Here is a 15,897-nt window from a genome sequence, read left to right on the forward strand (position 1 = left end):
AACTTGAACCGGGGAACCGGCCAATGATCGGCTGCTTTGGCAAGGTGCCCGCGAGCCCGGATTTCGTCAGCCTGCAAGGTGCGGGCGACGACGTCTGCGAGTTCGACAGCTGGCTTCAAGGTGCGCTGGCCGCCCTGCAGCATCGCGAAGACTGGCGCGAGCTGTTCGACGCGTTGCCGGTGTGTTTTTTCAGCTACCGCGCACGCAGCGGCAACTGGTTGCTGGGCGGGTTGATCAGCTCGAAGGATTCGAGTGGACGGCGTTATCCGTTCTTCATTTTCCAGACGCTCAAGGCCAGCGAAACCGAGCCTCTGGTCAATCCGTTCACCCTGGGCGAACTGTTCAGCGCACAGATCAGGCCGTTGCTGCACATGGCGGTCCAGGGCGAAGGCGCGTCGGTGCTGTTCGAGCGCATCAAGGCCCTGCGCCCGCTGCAAGGCCAGGACTTCGAGTTGTTCCGGCGCGTGCATGACAAGTTCCTGGTGAACTTCAACCTGCGCGATATCAGTACCGCGCTCGAAGGGGCCTACCCGGAGTTCGTCACCAACGCAGTGCTGACCCGGCTTCAGGCCCTCAGACGGCACCTGGCTCACGCGACGCCCATCGGCATCGCCCTGCCCTTGCCGGCGGAACGGGGCTTGAAAAATCCGACAGCCGATCTGTGGGTCACCTGGCTGACGCAGATGACACCTGAACGTGCCGTGCCGCAGATCAGCCTGTTGGCGGACGACTTCATGCGTCCCCGACTGATCTGCTTTGCATCACGAAATACCAGTGATGCCTATCGCCTGCTGACCGGCAGCAATGAGCGCTCGCACAGCTATGACGTGCTGGCGTCCTTCGAGGCCTTTGACGAGCAGCATCGCAACCACGTCTTTCCCGAAATCGACCGCCCTCTGGGTGACGTTATCGACCGTTTTGTCGATGCCCTGGATTCGAAGTCCGTATGAACAAGATCAAGTATTACTTCTTGCGCTATCAGCCCTACATTCTCGGGGTGTGCTTTTTCCTCACGATCTTCGTGGTGTGGGGCATCGGGCGCGCGTTCGACTTCAGTTCGCTCAACAGCCTGTTGACCGGCATCGGCGTGTTCCTCGGTCTGTCCGCCAGCTATGTGCTCCTGCTTTATCGGGGCGCGTCCCGGCATCACAACCTCGAAGGCCTGCTGCGCGAGGATGCCGATCAGGCGGTGTTGAACGCGAGCCCGGCGGATCGCGAAGAAGTCAGCCTGTTGCGCGAGCGGTTACTGCAAAGCATCGAGCGCTTGCACAGCAACAAGCCACGGGGCAGCAACCCCAAGGATGCGCTGTATGCCCTGCCCTGGTACCTGGTGGTGGGTCAGCCTGCGGCGGGCAAGAGCACCATGCTCTATCAGTCGGGTCTCAACTTCCCTTACGCCGAGCGTGAGGGTGTGCGCGTCGCAGGCCTGGGTGGCACCCGCAACTGCGACTGGTTCTTCAGCTCCGAAGCGGTGCTGCTGGACACCGCCGGCCGCTACATGAACAACCAGGAAGAGGCCGGCAAATGGCGCGCGTTCCTCCAGCTGCTGCGCCAGCATCGCCAGCGCCGGCCGCTCAATGGCCTGATCGTCACCGTCAGCATCCACGACATCCTGCAAGCTTCGCTGGAAGATCAGGAGCGCATCGCCAAACGCCTGCGCGAACGCATCCAGGAAACCCATGCCCTGCTGGAAGTGCGCCTGCCGGTGTACCTGGTGTTCACCAAGTGCGACCTGGTGCCCGGTTTCGCACCCTTCTATCGCCAACTCGATGAAACCGCCCGCGGTGAAGTCATGGGCAAGACCTTCTCCCACAAGGGCTATGAGCAGGCCGACTGGGGCCATCGCTTCGGCGTCGCGATGGACGAACTGGTCAGCTATTGGCAACAGGTGGCGAGCCAGCAGTTGGTCACGCAAGACATCCAGATCACCCGGCAGGATTCGGCGGTGTATCGGTTCCCGCTGGAACTGGCAGCCCTCAAGCCAAGGCTTCAACTGTTCGTCGATGCCCTGTTGCGCGCCAACCCTTATCAAAGTGCGGAACTGCTGCGCGGCTTCTATTTCACCAATGCGCTGGACGCAGACCAGCCGGAACTGGGCGGACACGCACGCCAGGTGACCGAGCGTTTTTCGCTGGAAAGTGATCAGGCGATCGCCAACGGTCACGCGCAACCGCGCCCTTTGTTCATCAACAGTCTGTTCCGCAAAGTCATCATTCCTGACCAGCATCTGGTGGCGCTCTACACCACCAACCATCGCGAACGTCGGCGCCGAGCGACCTGGATCGGCGGTGCCGCAGTGGTCGCGGTGCTGTTGTGCAGCCTGTTGGGCTGGTCGTACGTCAACAACAAAAACACCCTGCAAAGCCTCTCGGCAGAACTGACTCAGGCTGGCGTCGACGACCGTTCAGTAGCCGCTCAGTACACCGATTGGCAAACCCTGGACCGCCTGCGTTTCTGGACCGCGCACTACTACGCGCAACACCACGACGAAGGCGTGCCGCTGCGCATGCGTCTGGGGCTTTATCAGGGTTACAAGGTCGAGCCGCTGGTGCGCAGCCGCTATTTCGACCGCCTGGAAAGCGTGATGCTCAAGCCCACGGCCAACAACCTGACCCGCTCGTTGTACTTGCTGACCACCCTCAAGGTCTATCAGCGCAATGCCAAAGAGCTGATGCCCGTGACCGGCGTGGACAGCGTCGAACCCAAGGCGCTGCCCAACGACAATCGGGCGCAATCCATTGCCGCGTTCGGCAAGGCGACGCTGGACACCTACGTCATGTTGTCCCGTGCACAACGGGAAAAGGCCGACCCTGGGTTCCTGAAAGCGAAAATCCCGGATTACTGGTATCCGGCAATTGCCCGCCAGGTCGGCAACGCCAGTGTCGCCGCCTCGGACTATGAATTTGCCAGCCGCCAGATCAATTTCTACAGCGACCAGATTCACCAGCCGGACGTGCCGCGGATCCTCGACAACGCGTTCCTGATCTCCAGTTCGCGCAATTACATCAACAGCCTACTGACCCAGTCGTTGCGCTCGATCGAAACCATCACGCTGGAGTCGGACACCCTGTTCGCTTTCGCCCGTGCGGATTTCCAGAGCCTGAAGACTGAAGGCCAAAGCCAGCTCAGCGCGATCGCCGGCAAGCTGCTCAGTACGCCCAACATCGGAAAAATCATCATCGCCGGGCACGCCGATCAGCTCGGCGATCCCCAAGGCAACCTGCAGGTTTCCAAACAGCGAGCGCAAACCATCAAGACCTATCTGGTGGGCAAAGGCGTACCCGGCGAGCTGGTCGAAGCCGTCGGCGAAGGCAGCAACAAGCCCTTGGTCAAGTGCGATATGCAGCAGCCAAGGGCCCAACTGATCCGCTGCCTTGAGCCTAACCGGCGGGTAGAAATCGAAGTGCGGGCACTCAACTGAGTCGCCAGCGCTTGTTGTAGAAAAACCGGCGCCTGGGTTCTCGCCGAGGCTGCCGTAACACACCTCTCTTGATCGTTTCAAAGAGGTTAAAGCGAAGGGCTGTGATCTGTTTGCAGATAACACCCTTTAAATGAAGGTAAGGAGAAAATAGAAATGGCATTTGACGCATACATCCAGATCGACGGCATTCCAGGTGAAGTTCTGGACGACAAACACAAGGATTGGATCGAAGTGCTGGGCTACGAGTACGGCGCAACCCAGGCGACTTCCGCGACGGCCAGCTCTTCGGGCGGTGCTTCGTCGGAGCGTGTTGCGTTGAGCGACTTCAGCATCCGCAAAGCCGTGGACAAGGCCTCTCCCAAGCTGTTCGAAGCCTGCTGCAAAGGCACCCACATCGCCAAGATCCAGCTGAACGTGAACCGCGCCGGTGGCGACAAGGTGACCTACCTGACCATCAACCTGGAAGAGGTCGTGGTGTCGTCCGTGAAAGCGGTCGCTGGTGGCAGCCAGAACGGTGAAGATAAATCCGTTGGCGATCTGCCGATCGAAGAAATCACCTTCAACTTCGCGCGCATCAAGACCACCTACACCCAGCAGAGCCGTGCCGATGGCCAGGGCGGCGGTAACGTCTCCGGTGGTTGGGATCGCACCACGAACAAGCCTGTCGCATAAAACCGTGGTAATGACGGGCCGCGCACGCGGCTCGTTTTCGGCACCGTGCCTGCCCGGCGGGCGCGGTGTTCTTTTATTCTGATCAGAGTTTCCCATGTCTGAATTTCTCAACGACCTTTCGCTGGCCGAACTGACCGCGCCCATCAATGAGGGGAGCGGCGAAGACCTGAGCTTTTCCACCTTGTTCGATCAGGTGAAAGAAGCACGGCGAGCAGACCCCGATTACCTGACCCAAGGTGACTGGCAAACCGATCTGAAGTCATCCGACTGGGATCTGACCCTCACCCTGGCTGCCCAGGGCCTGGCTCGACAGAGCAAGGACCTGATGCTCGTCGCCTGGCTCAACGAGGCCCTGGCGCACAAGTACCATTTCACCGGTATCACCTTCGGCCTGACCCTGGCCGAACGCCTGCTGGACAATTTCTGGACCGGCCTCTTCCCCTCCCTCGAGGATGGGGTCGATGAACGCGCTGCCCGGCTGGCGTGGATGAAGACGTCGCTGGCGGATGTGGTGGGCGGACTGCCCATCACCCAGGGCCAACCGTACGGCCTGCTGCGCTATGACGAATCCCGGCACGTCGAAAACCTGGCGTTGCAGAACCCCCAGGCCATGCGCGCCGCCCTCGACGAAGGCAAGATCAACGCCGAGGTGTTCCAGCGTTCGGTGGTGCTGACCGACTCCGATCACCTGCGCCAGAAAGCCGGCGAAATCGCCGCCAGCCTCAATGCCTGCCAGCAACTGCAGAGCACCGCCGACAGGCTGTTCGGCCACGACGCGCCGAGCTTTGCCGGGCTCCATGACGTGTTGTCCCGCGCAGGCCAACTGGCCGAGAAACTGCTCAAGGATCGCGGCATCGAACTGAACCCGGCCCCTGTCGCTCCCACCCCGGCCGTCTCCGAAAGCGCTGGCGCACAACCCACAGGTGCCGCAATGACCCAGACCCAGCAAGACATTCCAGTCACGCCGCTGCGCACCACACCGCAAACCCGCGACGAGGCATTCACCCTGCTCGCGGGTATCGCGCAGTTCTTCAAGCAGACCGAACCCCAGAGCCCTGTCCCCTACCTGATCGAACGCGCGATCAAATGGGGCAACATGCCGCTCGAGGGTTGGCTCAACGATGTGATCAAGGACAGCAATGTGGTGGACAACATCCGTGATGTGCTGGGGACGAAGGAGGCGAAGTCCTGACGACCATCAGGTAACGCCATCCCCTTCCTTCTAGCCCACCCTGAAAGATCAATAGATAACCTGTGGCGAGGGAGCTCGCTCCCGTCGGACTGCGGAGCAGTCCCTCTATTTATTGGCCATTTCGCTCTGGAGCGCCCAACGGGAGCAAGCTCCCTCGCCACAGATACAGCGTTCGCCCCTTCCTCAACAACATTCCCCCCCACCCGGCGTAAACCCGTGCCTGCCGTTTGTCCGCTGCTGCCCGTGGCGCACATTTTTGCGTGCCATCCAGCCAGAAACTCCGTTCAGGGACTTGTGCTTCCGGTATTATGGTATACCATCAGACGCACAGACACCCAAACCTCTACGGAGCAGCTCATGAGTTTCGAAATCCGCAAGATCGTCAGCTATGTCGAAGAAACCTTTATTGAAGGCGGCAAAGCCACCGATAAGCCCGTGACCATGGTCGGTCTGGCCGTGGTGATGAAGAACCCCTGGCTGGGCAACGGTTTCGTCGAAGACCTGAAACCACAGATCCGCGCCAACTGCTCCGACCTCGGCGCACTGATGGTCGAGCGCCTGGTGGGCATCATTGGCGGCGCCGAGAAGATCGAGGCTTACGGCAAGGCTGCGGTGGTCGGCGCCGACGGCGAGATTGAGCACGCTTCGGCGGTGATCCACACCCTGCGCTTCGGCAACCACTACCGCGAAGCGGTCAAGGCCAAGAGCTACCTGAGCTTCACCAACAAGCGCGGCGGCCCGGGCACTTCGATCCAGATCCCGATGATGCACAAGGACGACGAAGGCCTGCGTTCGCACTACATCACCCTGGAAATGCAGATCGAAGACGCACCGCGTGCCGACGAGATCGTCGTGGTCCTGGGTTGCGCCGACGGCGGCCGCCTGCACCCGCGCATCGGCAACCGCTACATCGACCTGGAAGAGCTGGCAGCCGAAAAAGCCCAGTAACCGGCCAGCAGAACGACAACAAGAAGGCATTGCAGGAGCGCTCCATGATTCGGCTCACCGCTGAACTCACCCCGGCTGGTACCAGTTACCTGGCGACCGGCCAAGGCCAGCCCGTGGTCTTGATCCACGGCGTGGGCCTGAACAAAGAAATGTGGGGCGGCCAGATCGTCGGCCTGGCCACGCAGTACCGCGTCATCGCCTACGACATGCTCGGCCATGGCGCCAGCCCGCGCCCTTCGATCGGCACGCCGCTGCTCGGCTATGCCAACCAGTTGCTGGAGCTGCTCGACCATCTGCAACTGCCCAAGGCCACGGTGATCGGTTTTTCCATGGGCGGGCTGGTGGCGCGGGCCTTTGCCCTGCACTACCCGCAACGCCTGGAAGGCCTGGTGGTGCTCAACAGCGTGTTCAACCGCAGCGCCGAACAGCGCGCCGGGGTCATCGCCCGCACCAGCCAGGCTGCCGAACACGGGCCGGACGCCAATGCCGAAGCGGCGCTGTCGCGCTGGTTCAGCCGCGAATACCAGGCGGCGAACCCGGCGCAGATCGCCGCGATTCGCCAGACCCTGGCCGGCAATGACCCTCAGGGTTACCTGACCACTTACGAACTGTTCGCCACCCAGGACATGTACCGCGCCGACGACCTGGCCAGCATCCAGGTGCCGACGCTGATCGCCACCGGCGAACTGGACCCCGGCTCGACCCCGGAAATGGCCCGGCAACTGGCCGAACGCATTCCCGGCGCGACCGTTGCCGTGCTCGCCGAGCAACGGCATATGATGCCCGTAGAGTCTCCGCGCCTGGTCAACCAGTTGTTGCTGGAGTTTCTGCAGACCGCGCACTCCCAACAAAACCAGATCAAGGGGATCGTTGCATGACACTCGCACGCTTCCAGATGTGCATCGGCGGTGAATGGGTCGATGCCCTGTCCGGCAAGACCTTCGAAAGCCTCAACCCGGCGCTGGCCAAGCCTTGGGCCGAATTGCCCGATGCCGACGAAGCCGATGTCGAGCGCGCCGTACAAGCCGCGCAAACCGCTTTCGACAGCCCGGCCTGGCGCGGTTTGACCGCCACCGCGCGCGGCAAATTGCTGCGCCGCCTGGGCGACCTGATCGCCGAGAACAAGGAACAACTGGCGCAGCTGGAAAGCCGCGACAACGGCAAGCTGATCCGCGAAACCCGCGGCCAGGTCGGCTATCTGCCGGAGTTCTTCCACTACACCGCAGGCCTGGCGGACAAGCTCGAAGGCGGCACCCTGCCGCTGGACAAGCCGGACCTCTTTGCCTACACCGTGCACGAAGCCATGGGCGTGGTCGCCGCGATCATTCCGTGGAACAGCCCGCTGTACCTGACCGCGATCAAACTTGCGCCGGCCCTCGCCGCGGGCAACACCATCGTGATCAAGCCGTCGGAACACGCCTCGGCAACGATTCTTGAACTGGCGCGTCTGGCGCTGGAAGCCGGGATTCCGCCGGGGGTGGTCAACGTTGTCACCGGTTATGGCCCGAGCACCGGCGCCGCCCTCACCCGCCATCCGCTGATCCGCAAGATCGCCTTCACCGGCGGCGCGGCCACGGCGCGGCATGTGGTGCGCAGCAGCGCGGAGAACTTCGCCAAGCTGTCGCTGGAACTGGGCGGAAAATCGCCGAACATCATCTTCGCCGACGCCGACCTCGACAGCGCGATCAACGGCGCCATCGCCGGGATCTATGCCGCCTCCGGGCAGAGCTGCGTGTCCGGTTCGCGCTTGCTGGTGCAGGACGAAATCTACGACGAGTTCGTCGGTCGTCTGGTGGAACGCGCCCAGCGCATCCGCATCGGCAACCCCCAGGACGACAACAGCGAAATGGGCCCGATGGCCACCGCGCAGCAACTGGCCGTGGTCGAAGGCCTGGTGGCCGATGCCATCGCTGAGGGCGCGCGCCTGCGCCTGGGCGGCAAGCGTCCGGCCAATCTGGGCGACGGCTGGTTCTACGAACCGACGCTGTTCGAATGCGACCGCAATTCGATGAAGATCATGCAGGAAGAAGTCTTTGGCCCGGTGGCTTCGGTCATCCGTTTCAAGGACGAAGCCGAAGCCCTGGCGATTGCCAACGACTCGCAGTTCGGCCTCGCCGCCGGCATCTGGACCCGCGACCTGGGCCGCGCCCATCGCCTGGCCCGGGACGTGCGTTCGGGGATCATCTGGGTCAACACCTACCGCGCGGTCTCGGCCATGGCGCCGATCGGCGGCTTCAAGAACAGTGGCTATGGACGCGAAAGCGGCATCGATTCGGTGCTGGCCTACACCGAGCTGAAAACGGTGTGGATCAACCTGTCCCAGGCACCGATGCCTGATCCCTTCGTGATGCGCTAGGAGTCCTGGAAAATGATCGAACCCGGCATTTACAAAGACGTGATGAGCTCATTTCCGTCCGGGGTCACGGTGGTCACCACCCTCGACCCGGAAGGCGGCATCGTCGGCATCACCGCCAGCGCCTTCAGTGCGTTGTCGATCGACCCGGCACTGGTGCTGTTCTGCCCCAACTACGGCTCCGACACCTACCCGGTGCTGCGCGACAGCAAGCAGTTCGCGATTCATTTGCTGTCCGCCGAGCAGACTGCCGAAGCCTATGCCTTCGCCGGTAAAGGCAAGGACAAGGCCAAGGGCATCGAGTGGCACTTGAGCGATTTGGGTAACCCGATCCTGGCCAAGGCCACGGCGATCATCGAGTGCGAACTGTGGCGCGAATACGACGGCGGTGATCACGCGATCATCGTTGGCGCGGTGAAGAACCTGATCCTGCCCGCGCAACCGGTGACGCCGATGATCTACCACAAAGGCAAGCTGGGGCCGCTGCCCACCCTGGCCTGACGGATCTACACAATCCCTTGTGGGAGCGAGCTTGCTCGCGATGACGGACTGACATTCAACATGTATGTCGACTGATACACCGCTATCGCGAGCAAGCTCGCTCCCACAGGTACTGCACCAGACTGATAAGTCTTCATTCTTTCCAGGAGCCGGCATGAGCCCAGCAGCCTCGCAACTGTTCCGCCAACAGGCCTACATCAATGGCCAATGGCTGGACGCGCCGGATGGCGCCTATCAGGACATCTTCAACCCGGCCACCGGTGAACTCATCGGCCGGGTGCCGAACCTCGGTGCCGAGCATGCGCGCCTGGCCATCGACGCCGCCAACAAAGCCTGGCCGGCCTGGCGCGCACTGACCGCCAAGGAGCGCAGCAACACGCTCAAGCGCTGGCATGCCTTGATGCTGGAAAACGCCGACGCCCTGGCCGAAATCCTCACCCTCGAACAAGGCAAGCCACTGGCAGAAGCCAAGGGCGAAATCCTCTACGCCGCGAGCTTCATCGAGTGGTTCGCCGAAGAGGCCAAGCGCATCTACGGCGACACCATCCCCAGCCACAAGGGCGATGCACGCATCGTGGTCACCAAGGAGCCGATTGGCGTCGTCGCGGCCATCACGCCGTGGAACTTCCCGGCAGCGATGATCACCCGCAAGGCCGGCCCCGCGCTGGCGGCCGGTTGCCCGTGCATCGTCAAGCCGGCCCCGGAAACGCCGTTCTCGGCACTGGCCATGGCCGCACTGGCGGAACAGGCTGGCATTCCAGCGGGCATCTTCAACGTGATCACTGGCGATGCCATTGCCATCGGTGGCGAGCTAACCGCCAGTCCAAAGGTTCGAAAACTTTCGTTCACCGGTTCCACCGCCATCGGCAAGCTGCTGATGGCCCAGTGCGCGCCGACCCTGAAAAAAGTCTCGCTGGAACTGGGCGGCAACGCGCCGTTCATTGTCTTCGACGACGCTGATCTGGAGCGCGCCGTTGAAGGCGCGCTGATCGCCAAATTCCGCAACGCCGGGCAGACCTGCGTCTGCGTCAATCGCTTCCTGGTGCAGGACGGTATCCACGACGCCTTTGTCGCGCGCCTGGCCGAGCGGGTTTCACAACTCAAGGTCGGCAGCGGTTTCGATGATGGCGTCACCCAAGGGCCGCTGATCAACGAGCGTGCCGTGGCCAAGGTGGAAGACCATGTGCAAGACGCGCTGGATCACGGTGCGCAACTGCTGTGCGGCGGTGAACGCCATGCATTGGGCAATGGCTTCTTCCAGCCGACGGTGCTCATCGGCGTCACCACGCAGATGAAGGTCGCCCGGGATGAAACCTTTGGCCCGTTGGCCGCCGTGTTCCGTTTCGACACCGAGGCCCAGGCCGTCGAGATGGCCAACGACACCGAGTTCGGACTGGCCGCCTATTGCTACACCCGCGACCTGGGCCGCGCCTGGCGCATGAGCGAAGCGCTGGAGTACGGCATGGTCGGGATCAACGAAGGGCTGATTTCCACCGAAGTCGCGCCGTTCGGCGGCATCAAATCCTCAGGCTTGGGCCGTGAAGGTTCCAAGTACGGCATCGAGGATTACCTGGAACTCAAATACACCTTGATGGGCGGCCTCTGAGCCCACGGGAGCTACGCAAATGAACAACGAAAAGTATGAACAAGGCCTGAAGATCCGCACCCAGGTGCTGGGCGAAGCCTACGTCAACCGTTCCATCGAAAACGCCGACGACTTCACCCGACCGTTGCAGGAAATGGTCACCGAATATTGTTGGGGTCATGTCTGGGGTCGTGAGGGTTTGTCGCTCAAGGAGCGCAGCATGATCAACCTGGCGATGATCTCGGCCCTCAACCGGCCCCATGAACTCAAGCTGCATGTGCGCGGCGCCTTGCGTAACGGCCTGAGTCGTGAGCAAATACGCGAAATACTGCTTCAGGTCGGCATTTATTGCGGTGTCCCCGCTGCCGTAGACAGTTTCCGGCTCGCCCGTGAAGCCTTCGCCGAAGCCGATGCCGAGGCCTCCAGTTAACCCTTGGCTGTTTGATCTGACCGGGCACCCAGATTCCCGTAATCGAAGTGCTCTTTTTGCATGGACAGCCACAATCAGAGCGGACCCCATGAAACGCCTGCCACTCGACGACAGCTTCAAGGTCAATCGCAACCCCGTTACCCTGCGCGAAATCGTGCTGGATAAACTGCGAAGCGCCATCATGAACTTCCAGCTCCTGCCGGGAGACCGTCTGGTCGAACGCGATCTGTGCGATCGCCTGGGCGTCAGCCGTACTTCCGTGCGCGAAGCCTTGCGTCACCTTGAATCCGAAGGCCTGGTGGAATTCGCCGATGCCAAGGGCCCGCGTGTCGCGATCATCACCCTGGCCGATGCCGTGGACATCTACGAGCTGCGCTGCGTACTCGAAGGGCTGATCGTGCAACTGTTCACCCTGCGCGCCAAGGCCAAGGACATCAAGGCCCTGGAAAAAGCCCTGGAAGAAAACCGCAAGGCGCTCAAAGACGGCGAACTGCAACAGGTCATCGACTCGGTGCAGGGTTTCTACGATGTGCTGCTCGAAGGTTCGGGCAACCATGTCGCGGCCACTCAGCTGCGCCAGTTGCAGGCACGCATCAGCTACCTGCGCGCGACCTCGGTGTCCCAGGAAAACCGTCGTGGCGCCAGTAACCAGGAAATGGAGCGCATGGTCGAGGCGATCAAGGGCGGTGACCCGCTGGCCGCCCACCAGGCTTGCGTCGACCACGTGCGTGCGGCCGCTGCCGTGGCCCTGGATTACCTCAAGCGCAAGCAGGAAGAAACCGGCGACATCCCGGCGATCACCCAACCCATCGCGCTGAAAGAACCGCGCATAGGTCGCTGACATGTTCAGCCCGAGCTTTTGCCCCAAGTGCGGCAGCGCAGACCTTAGGTCACAGGTGCCGCCGGGCGATACGCACGAGCGCCTGATGTGCCGCGGTTGCGGCTACATCCACTACATCAATCCGAAGATCATTGCCGGCTGCATCATCGAGCAGGACGGCAAGTATTTGCTGTGCCAACGCGCGATTCCGCCGCGTCCGGGCACCTGGACCTTGCCGGCGGGCTTCATGGAAAGCGGCGAGACCACCGAGCAGGCGGCCTTGCGCGAGGTCTGGGAAGAAAGCGGCGTGCGCGCGGAAATCGTCTCGCCCTATTCGATTTTCAGCGTGCCGCAGATCAGCGAGGTGTACATCATCTTCCGCGCCATCGCGCTGGAGATTACCGGGCAGTACGGGCCGGAAACCCTCGACTACCGATTCTTCGCGCCCGAGGAGATTCCCTGGGACAGCATCTACTATCCGGCGATCCGGCAGATCCTTGAGCGTTATATCGAGGAGCGGCAGGCTGGGGTGTATGGCATCTATATGGGTAATGATGACAGCGGCAAAATCCATTTCATCCGCTGATAGCCGTGGATTTTGATCTGCCACCTGTGGGAGCGAGCTTGCTCGCGATAGCGGTGTGGTAGGCGGCATGGATCTTTACGGGTGTACATATCCGTTTCTGCGGTAACGGCCACTTATGGTTCCGCTCTTACAGCCAGCCCTTTCAAGGTCTTCGTTTAGAACCTCCTAAAACTCCAGTCAGGGTGACGAAAACGATGTGGGCAGAAGTTCTAGCACGGTTTGAAAAAAAGACACCGGCCAGTGTCATGACCAAGTTGATACTGGAGCAGGCTGTTCCTGCCGAATGGGTTGATCAGGTGTTCGAAGAACACCGTCAACGCCAATACCCGCGTGAGCTTTTGTTTTCGACCATCGTTGAACTGATGTCCCTTGTTTCATTGGGTTTGCGCCCTTCCTTGCATGCCGCTGCCCGCCAGATGGATGACCTACCGGTTACCTTGGCGGCGCTCTATGACAAGGTCAGTCGCACAGAGCCTGCATTGCTGCGGGCGTTGGTCACAGGGAGCGCTGAGCGCCTGACCCCGACGATAGAGGAGTTGGGTTGTCCCGCCATTTTGCCTGGCTGGCAATTGCGCATTGTCGACGGTAACCACCTGCCTTCTACCGAAAAACGCTTGGGGGCTTTGCGCCGGGAACGAGGTGCGGCCCGGCCAGGGTTTTCAGTCGTGGTCTACGACCCGGACCTGGATCAGATCGTCGACTTGCAACCTTGCGAGGATGCCTACGCGAGTGAACGCGTCAGCGTGCTGCCGTTGTTGGCCCGCGCTACTAAGGGTCAGCTGTGGATGGCCGATCGGCTGTATTGCACGCTGCCCGTCATGCAAGCCTGCGAGGAAACGCAGGCTTCGTTCATTATTCGCCAGCCAAGCAAACATCCACGGTTGATGGAGGAAGGCAGCTGGCAAGAACCTGTGGCGGTTGAATCCGGCACGGTGCGCGAGCAAATCATCGAACTCAAAGGTGGTCATCGCTGGCGCCGAGTTGAACTGACCCTGCAAACACCTACCGAATCAGGCGACTGCGTGATGTGGTTCTGGAGCAACTTGCCCGACACCATCAGCGCCGTGCAAATCGCCGATTTATATCGTCGTCGCTGGAGTATCGAAGGGATGTTCCAACGCCTGGAATCGGTGCTGGACAGTGAAATCGAAAGCCTTGGCGCTCCCCGGGCGGCCTTGCTGGGTTTTGCTTCGGCGATCTTGGCCTACAACGTCCTGGCAGTGCTCAAACGTAGCGTGGAACAGGCTCATCGCGAGACATTGCCTGAAGGTTGGGAGGCTTCGATCTTCCATCTGACCGTGCAAGTGCGTAGCGGTTACGAGGGCATGCAGATCGCGTTACCCTCAGATTACCTGCCCCTTCAAACGACCCTGGAAACGCTGGCAATGCGACTGTTGGCGCTGGCCAGGAATATCAAGCCCAAGCAAGTGGCCAAAAGCATACGCGGTCCCAAAATCGCCAAACCCAAGGAGTGGCTGGACGGCAAAGCTGCGCATGCTCATGTGTCGACCGATCGGGGGCTTAAGGCCCATAAAGGGAAAACACCTTGAAAGGGCTGGCCGTAATTGGATGGACTCGCCCGCGCCGAGGCGTCAATGCGCCACGGGGGCAGTCTAAGAAGCCACCGACAGCGAGGGCGAATCCATGAAAAAGAATACGACGGTTAAACAGTCCCTGTCTCCAACCGATCTATCGACATGCACGACAGTGGCAGTCGATCTTGCCAAGCAGATATTCCAGGTCGCGGGGGAAGATGCCCTTGGCCAAGTGCTTTACGAAGAGCGAATCAAGTCGCGTGAAGCCTTTCATACCTTCCTGCGCAAACTGCCGCCAACCGTAGTGGTGCTGGTAGAAACGGGCCCAGGCGCTCAAGCATGGGCGCGGCAGCTACAGGCTCAGGGCAATCTGGCGCGAATTCTTCCGGCGCAACTTGTGGCCAAGCACCGCAGCGGCGCCAAAAATGATCGTAATGATGCCCGGGCCATATTGCGTGCGGGGCGCGACAGCAAAATTGCGGCGGTCCCCATCAAAAGTGCCACAGCACTGGCCATGCAGGCCTTGCACCGTGCCCGGCAGGGTTATGTCCGTCGGCGCACAGCCATGAGTAACCAGATGCGGGGCTTGCTGATGGAACACGGTATAACCCTGGCACAAGGTGATGTCGCTATCAGTCAGACCCTGCCTCGGGTGCTGGAAGACGCGACACAACCATTGCCAGACATATTGCGTGAGCTGATAGACGAGCTGCTGGGCGAGTGGCGTCAGTTAGGCGAACGGATCAACGTGCTGACCGGTCGCCTGGAGAGCGCCGCGAACGAGGATAAAACAGCCCGGCGACTGATGACCGTGCGCGGTATCGGCCCGATCATCGCCACAGCGCTTTTGGCCAAGGAGACCGAACCTGAACGTTTTGCCAATGCACGCCAGTTCGCGGCCTACTTTGGCATGGTGCCTGAGCAGAACAGCAGTGGGCAGAAGATTCGCCTGGGCAGGATGAGCAAACGAGGCGACAGCTATGTGCGCAGCCTGATGGTTCAAGGGGCTCACGCGGTATTGAGGCATTTGCGCCCTGATTCAGAGCAGCCCGACGATCGTCGGTTGCAACGTTGGCTGGGTCGACTGGGACGCAAGGAAGCGGCGATACGGTTGGCGAACCGCAACCTTCGAATCGTTTGGGTGCTGCTACAAAATGACCAGACTTACCGCAGCCAACCGGCCAATGGCCGGCCAGCTGCGCCAAGTTACTGATCGACAGCGTTCTGCCTCCGGGGCGCCAAGGCGCTCCAGCCCCTGCTAGAAAACATTGACCCCAGGTCAGACCGTCGCGGATCGATGCCTGCGCCCTTACCGGCCTTCGAGGCCTGAACGTAATCGGCATGCCGCGAGCTCAACCAATGTTGGCCAGAAGCCGAAGACAGCTTCCTCGAACAGGCCTTATACATAGATGCAACCGGGTAGCAGTGTTTGAAAAGCAGGTAGACCGTAGGGGCGAGTCCATACATAAGGGCGAAACCGCCAGCCGCCGTTACCGCAGCAACGGATATGTACTCAGTCGCTTTTCAGAGCGGCGCCATGCCCTCGACAATAATCACCTCAGCCAAAGCCACCCCCTCACGATACCCCCTCGCCTCCTGATACAACGCCGAGTGATAGCAAGCCACCGCCTGCTCATAGGAATTAAACTCGATCACCACACTGCGCTGCGGCGTAGACCTACCTTCCATCGCCTCGCTACGCCCACCCCGCGCCAGAATCCGACCGCCATACAGGGCAAACGCCTTCGGCGCCCGCTGGGTGTATTGGCTGTATTGATCGGGGTCGGTGATATCCACGTGAGCAATCCAGTACGCCTTCATAGTGACCTCTCGGTTTGTTTTGTATTATGGTAT

Annotated in this window: 15 protein-coding genes; 14 read left to right on the plus strand and 1 reads right to left on the minus strand. The window is 61.1% G+C overall.

Features of this window, described 5'->3' with window-relative positions; all coding sequences use genetic code 11:
- Nucleotides 1-23: 23 nt before the first annotated feature.
- The 14 genes from tagF to AC3IX1_RS16855 all read left to right on the plus strand — a co-directional run bounded on the left by tagF (nt 24) and on the right by AC3IX1_RS16855 (nt 15,256).
- Nucleotides 24-950, plus strand: coding sequence for a type VI secretion system-associated protein TagF (gene tagF, locus AC3IX1_RS16790; protein ID WP_489385037.1), 927 nt, complete (start codon nt 24-26; stop codon nt 948-950).
- Entirely contained in the window at nt 947-3,421 is a 2,475-nt protein-coding gene (gene tssM, locus AC3IX1_RS16795; protein WP_489385038.1) for a type VI secretion system membrane subunit TssM, read from the plus strand. Before tagF ends, tssM begins: the two co-directional genes overlap by 4 nt.
- 153 nt (nt 3,422-3,574) lie before the next feature.
- Complete coding sequence (locus AC3IX1_RS16800; protein ID WP_489385039.1) at nt 3,575-4,093, plus strand: Hcp family type VI secretion system effector; 519 nt, start codon at nt 3,575-3,577, stop codon at nt 4,091-4,093.
- Nucleotides 4,094-4,187: 94 nt separating this feature from the next.
- Nucleotides 4,188-5,285 (plus strand): type VI secretion system protein TssA, encoded by a 1,098-nt coding sequence (gene tssA, locus AC3IX1_RS16805; protein WP_489385040.1) that lies wholly within the window; start codon nt 4,188-4,190, stop codon nt 5,283-5,285.
- Nucleotides 5,286-5,642: 357 nt separating this feature from the next.
- Nucleotides 5,643-6,233, plus strand: a complete 591-nt coding sequence (locus tag AC3IX1_RS16810; protein ID WP_007978708.1) for an amino acid synthesis family protein — start codon at nt 5,643-5,645, stop codon at nt 6,231-6,233.
- Between the two features lie 44 nt (nt 6,234-6,277).
- Nucleotides 6,278-7,111, plus strand: a complete 834-nt coding sequence (locus tag AC3IX1_RS16815; protein WP_489385041.1) for an alpha/beta fold hydrolase — start codon at nt 6,278-6,280, stop codon at nt 7,109-7,111.
- Nucleotides 7,108-8,589 (plus strand): aldehyde dehydrogenase, encoded by a 1,482-nt coding sequence (locus tag AC3IX1_RS16820; protein ID WP_489385042.1) that lies wholly within the window; start codon nt 7,108-7,110, stop codon nt 8,587-8,589. Before AC3IX1_RS16815 ends, AC3IX1_RS16820 begins: the two co-directional genes overlap by 4 nt.
- A 12-nt stretch (nt 8,590-8,601) precedes the next feature.
- Entirely contained in the window at nt 8,602-9,087 is a 486-nt protein-coding gene (locus AC3IX1_RS16825; RefSeq protein ID WP_056723952.1) for a flavin reductase family protein, read from the plus strand.
- A gap of 154 nt (nt 9,088-9,241) precedes the next feature.
- Entirely contained in the window at nt 9,242-10,693 is a 1,452-nt protein-coding gene (locus AC3IX1_RS16830; RefSeq protein WP_489385043.1) for an NAD-dependent succinate-semialdehyde dehydrogenase, read from the plus strand.
- 19 nt (nt 10,694-10,712) lie between these two features.
- Nucleotides 10,713-11,102 carry a 4-carboxymuconolactone decarboxylase gene (pcaC, locus tag AC3IX1_RS16835; protein WP_489385044.1) on the plus strand — a complete coding sequence of 130 codons (390 nt, stop codon included), beginning with the start codon at nt 10,713-10,715 and terminating at the stop codon, nt 11,100-11,102.
- 88 nt (nt 11,103-11,190) lie between these two features.
- Nucleotides 11,191-11,943 carry a GntR family transcriptional regulator gene (locus tag AC3IX1_RS16840; RefSeq protein ID WP_046042558.1) on the plus strand — a complete coding sequence of 251 codons (753 nt, stop codon included), beginning with the start codon at nt 11,191-11,193 and terminating at the stop codon, nt 11,941-11,943.
- Nucleotide 11,944: 1 nt separating this feature from the next.
- Complete coding sequence (locus tag AC3IX1_RS16845; protein ID WP_489385045.1) at nt 11,945-12,508, plus strand: NUDIX hydrolase; 564 nt, start codon at nt 11,945-11,947, stop codon at nt 12,506-12,508.
- A gap of 245 nt (nt 12,509-12,753) precedes the next feature.
- The gene (locus AC3IX1_RS16850; protein ID WP_489385046.1) at nt 12,754-14,058 is read left to right on the plus strand and encodes an IS4 family transposase; all 1,305 of its coding nucleotides are present in this window, start codon (nt 12,754-12,756) and stop codon (nt 14,056-14,058) included.
- Nucleotides 14,059-14,152: 94 nt separating this feature from the next.
- The gene (locus AC3IX1_RS16855) at nt 14,153-15,256 is read left to right on the plus strand and encodes an IS110 family RNA-guided transposase (protein WP_489385047.1); all 1,104 of its coding nucleotides are present in this window, start codon (nt 14,153-14,155) and stop codon (nt 15,254-15,256) included.
- A 311-nt stretch (nt 15,257-15,567) separates the two neighbouring features.
- Here the strand turns inward: AC3IX1_RS16855 and AC3IX1_RS16860 are convergent, their stop codons facing one another.
- The gene (locus tag AC3IX1_RS16860; RefSeq protein ID WP_489385048.1) at nt 15,568-15,864 is read right to left on the minus strand and encodes a DUF1330 domain-containing protein; all 297 of its coding nucleotides are present in this window, start codon (nt 15,862-15,864) and stop codon (nt 15,568-15,570) included.
- Between the last annotated feature and the right edge of the window lie 33 nt (nt 15,865-15,897).

Source organism: Pseudomonas sp. KH_046_2, from assembly GCF_057838985.1.

Bases quoted from the DNA above. Each gene is read 5' to 3' on its own strand.
- AC3IX1_RS16855 (WP_489385047.1), top strand. From the start codon at position 14,153: ATGAAAAAGAATACGACGGTTAAACAGTCCCTGTCTCCAACCGATCTA.
- AC3IX1_RS16810 (WP_007978708.1), top strand. From the start codon at position 5,643: ATGAGTTTCGAAATCCGCAAGATCGTCAGCTATGTCGAAGAAACCTTT.
- tagF (WP_489385037.1), top strand. From the start codon at position 24: ATGATCGGCTGCTTTGGCAAGGTGCCCGCGAGCCCGGATTTCGTCAGC.
- AC3IX1_RS16815 (WP_489385041.1), top strand. From the start codon at position 6,278: ATGATTCGGCTCACCGCTGAACTCACCCCGGCTGGTACCAGTTACCTG.
- AC3IX1_RS16830 (WP_489385043.1), top strand. From the start codon at position 9,242: ATGAGCCCAGCAGCCTCGCAACTGTTCCGCCAACAGGCCTACATCAAT.
- AC3IX1_RS16800 (WP_489385039.1), top strand. From the start codon at position 3,575: ATGGCATTTGACGCATACATCCAGATCGACGGCATTCCAGGTGAAGTT.
- AC3IX1_RS16825 (WP_056723952.1), top strand. From the start codon at position 8,602: ATGATCGAACCCGGCATTTACAAAGACGTGATGAGCTCATTTCCGTCC.
- AC3IX1_RS16840 (WP_046042558.1), top strand. From the start codon at position 11,191: ATGAAACGCCTGCCACTCGACGACAGCTTCAAGGTCAATCGCAACCCC.
- AC3IX1_RS16860 (WP_489385048.1), bottom strand. From the start codon at position 15,864: ATGAAGGCGTACTGGATTGCTCACGTGGATATCACCGACCCCGATCAA.
- pcaC (WP_489385044.1), top strand. From the start codon at position 10,713: ATGAACAACGAAAAGTATGAACAAGGCCTGAAGATCCGCACCCAGGTG.
- AC3IX1_RS16845 (WP_489385045.1), top strand. From the start codon at position 11,945: ATGTTCAGCCCGAGCTTTTGCCCCAAGTGCGGCAGCGCAGACCTTAGG.
- AC3IX1_RS16820 (WP_489385042.1), top strand. From the start codon at position 7,108: ATGACACTCGCACGCTTCCAGATGTGCATCGGCGGTGAATGGGTCGAT.
- tssA (WP_489385040.1), top strand. From the start codon at position 4,188: ATGTCTGAATTTCTCAACGACCTTTCGCTGGCCGAACTGACCGCGCCC.
- tssM (WP_489385038.1), top strand. From the start codon at position 947: ATGAACAAGATCAAGTATTACTTCTTGCGCTATCAGCCCTACATTCTC.
- AC3IX1_RS16850 (WP_489385046.1), top strand. From the start codon at position 12,754: ATGACCAAGTTGATACTGGAGCAGGCTGTTCCTGCCGAATGGGTTGAT.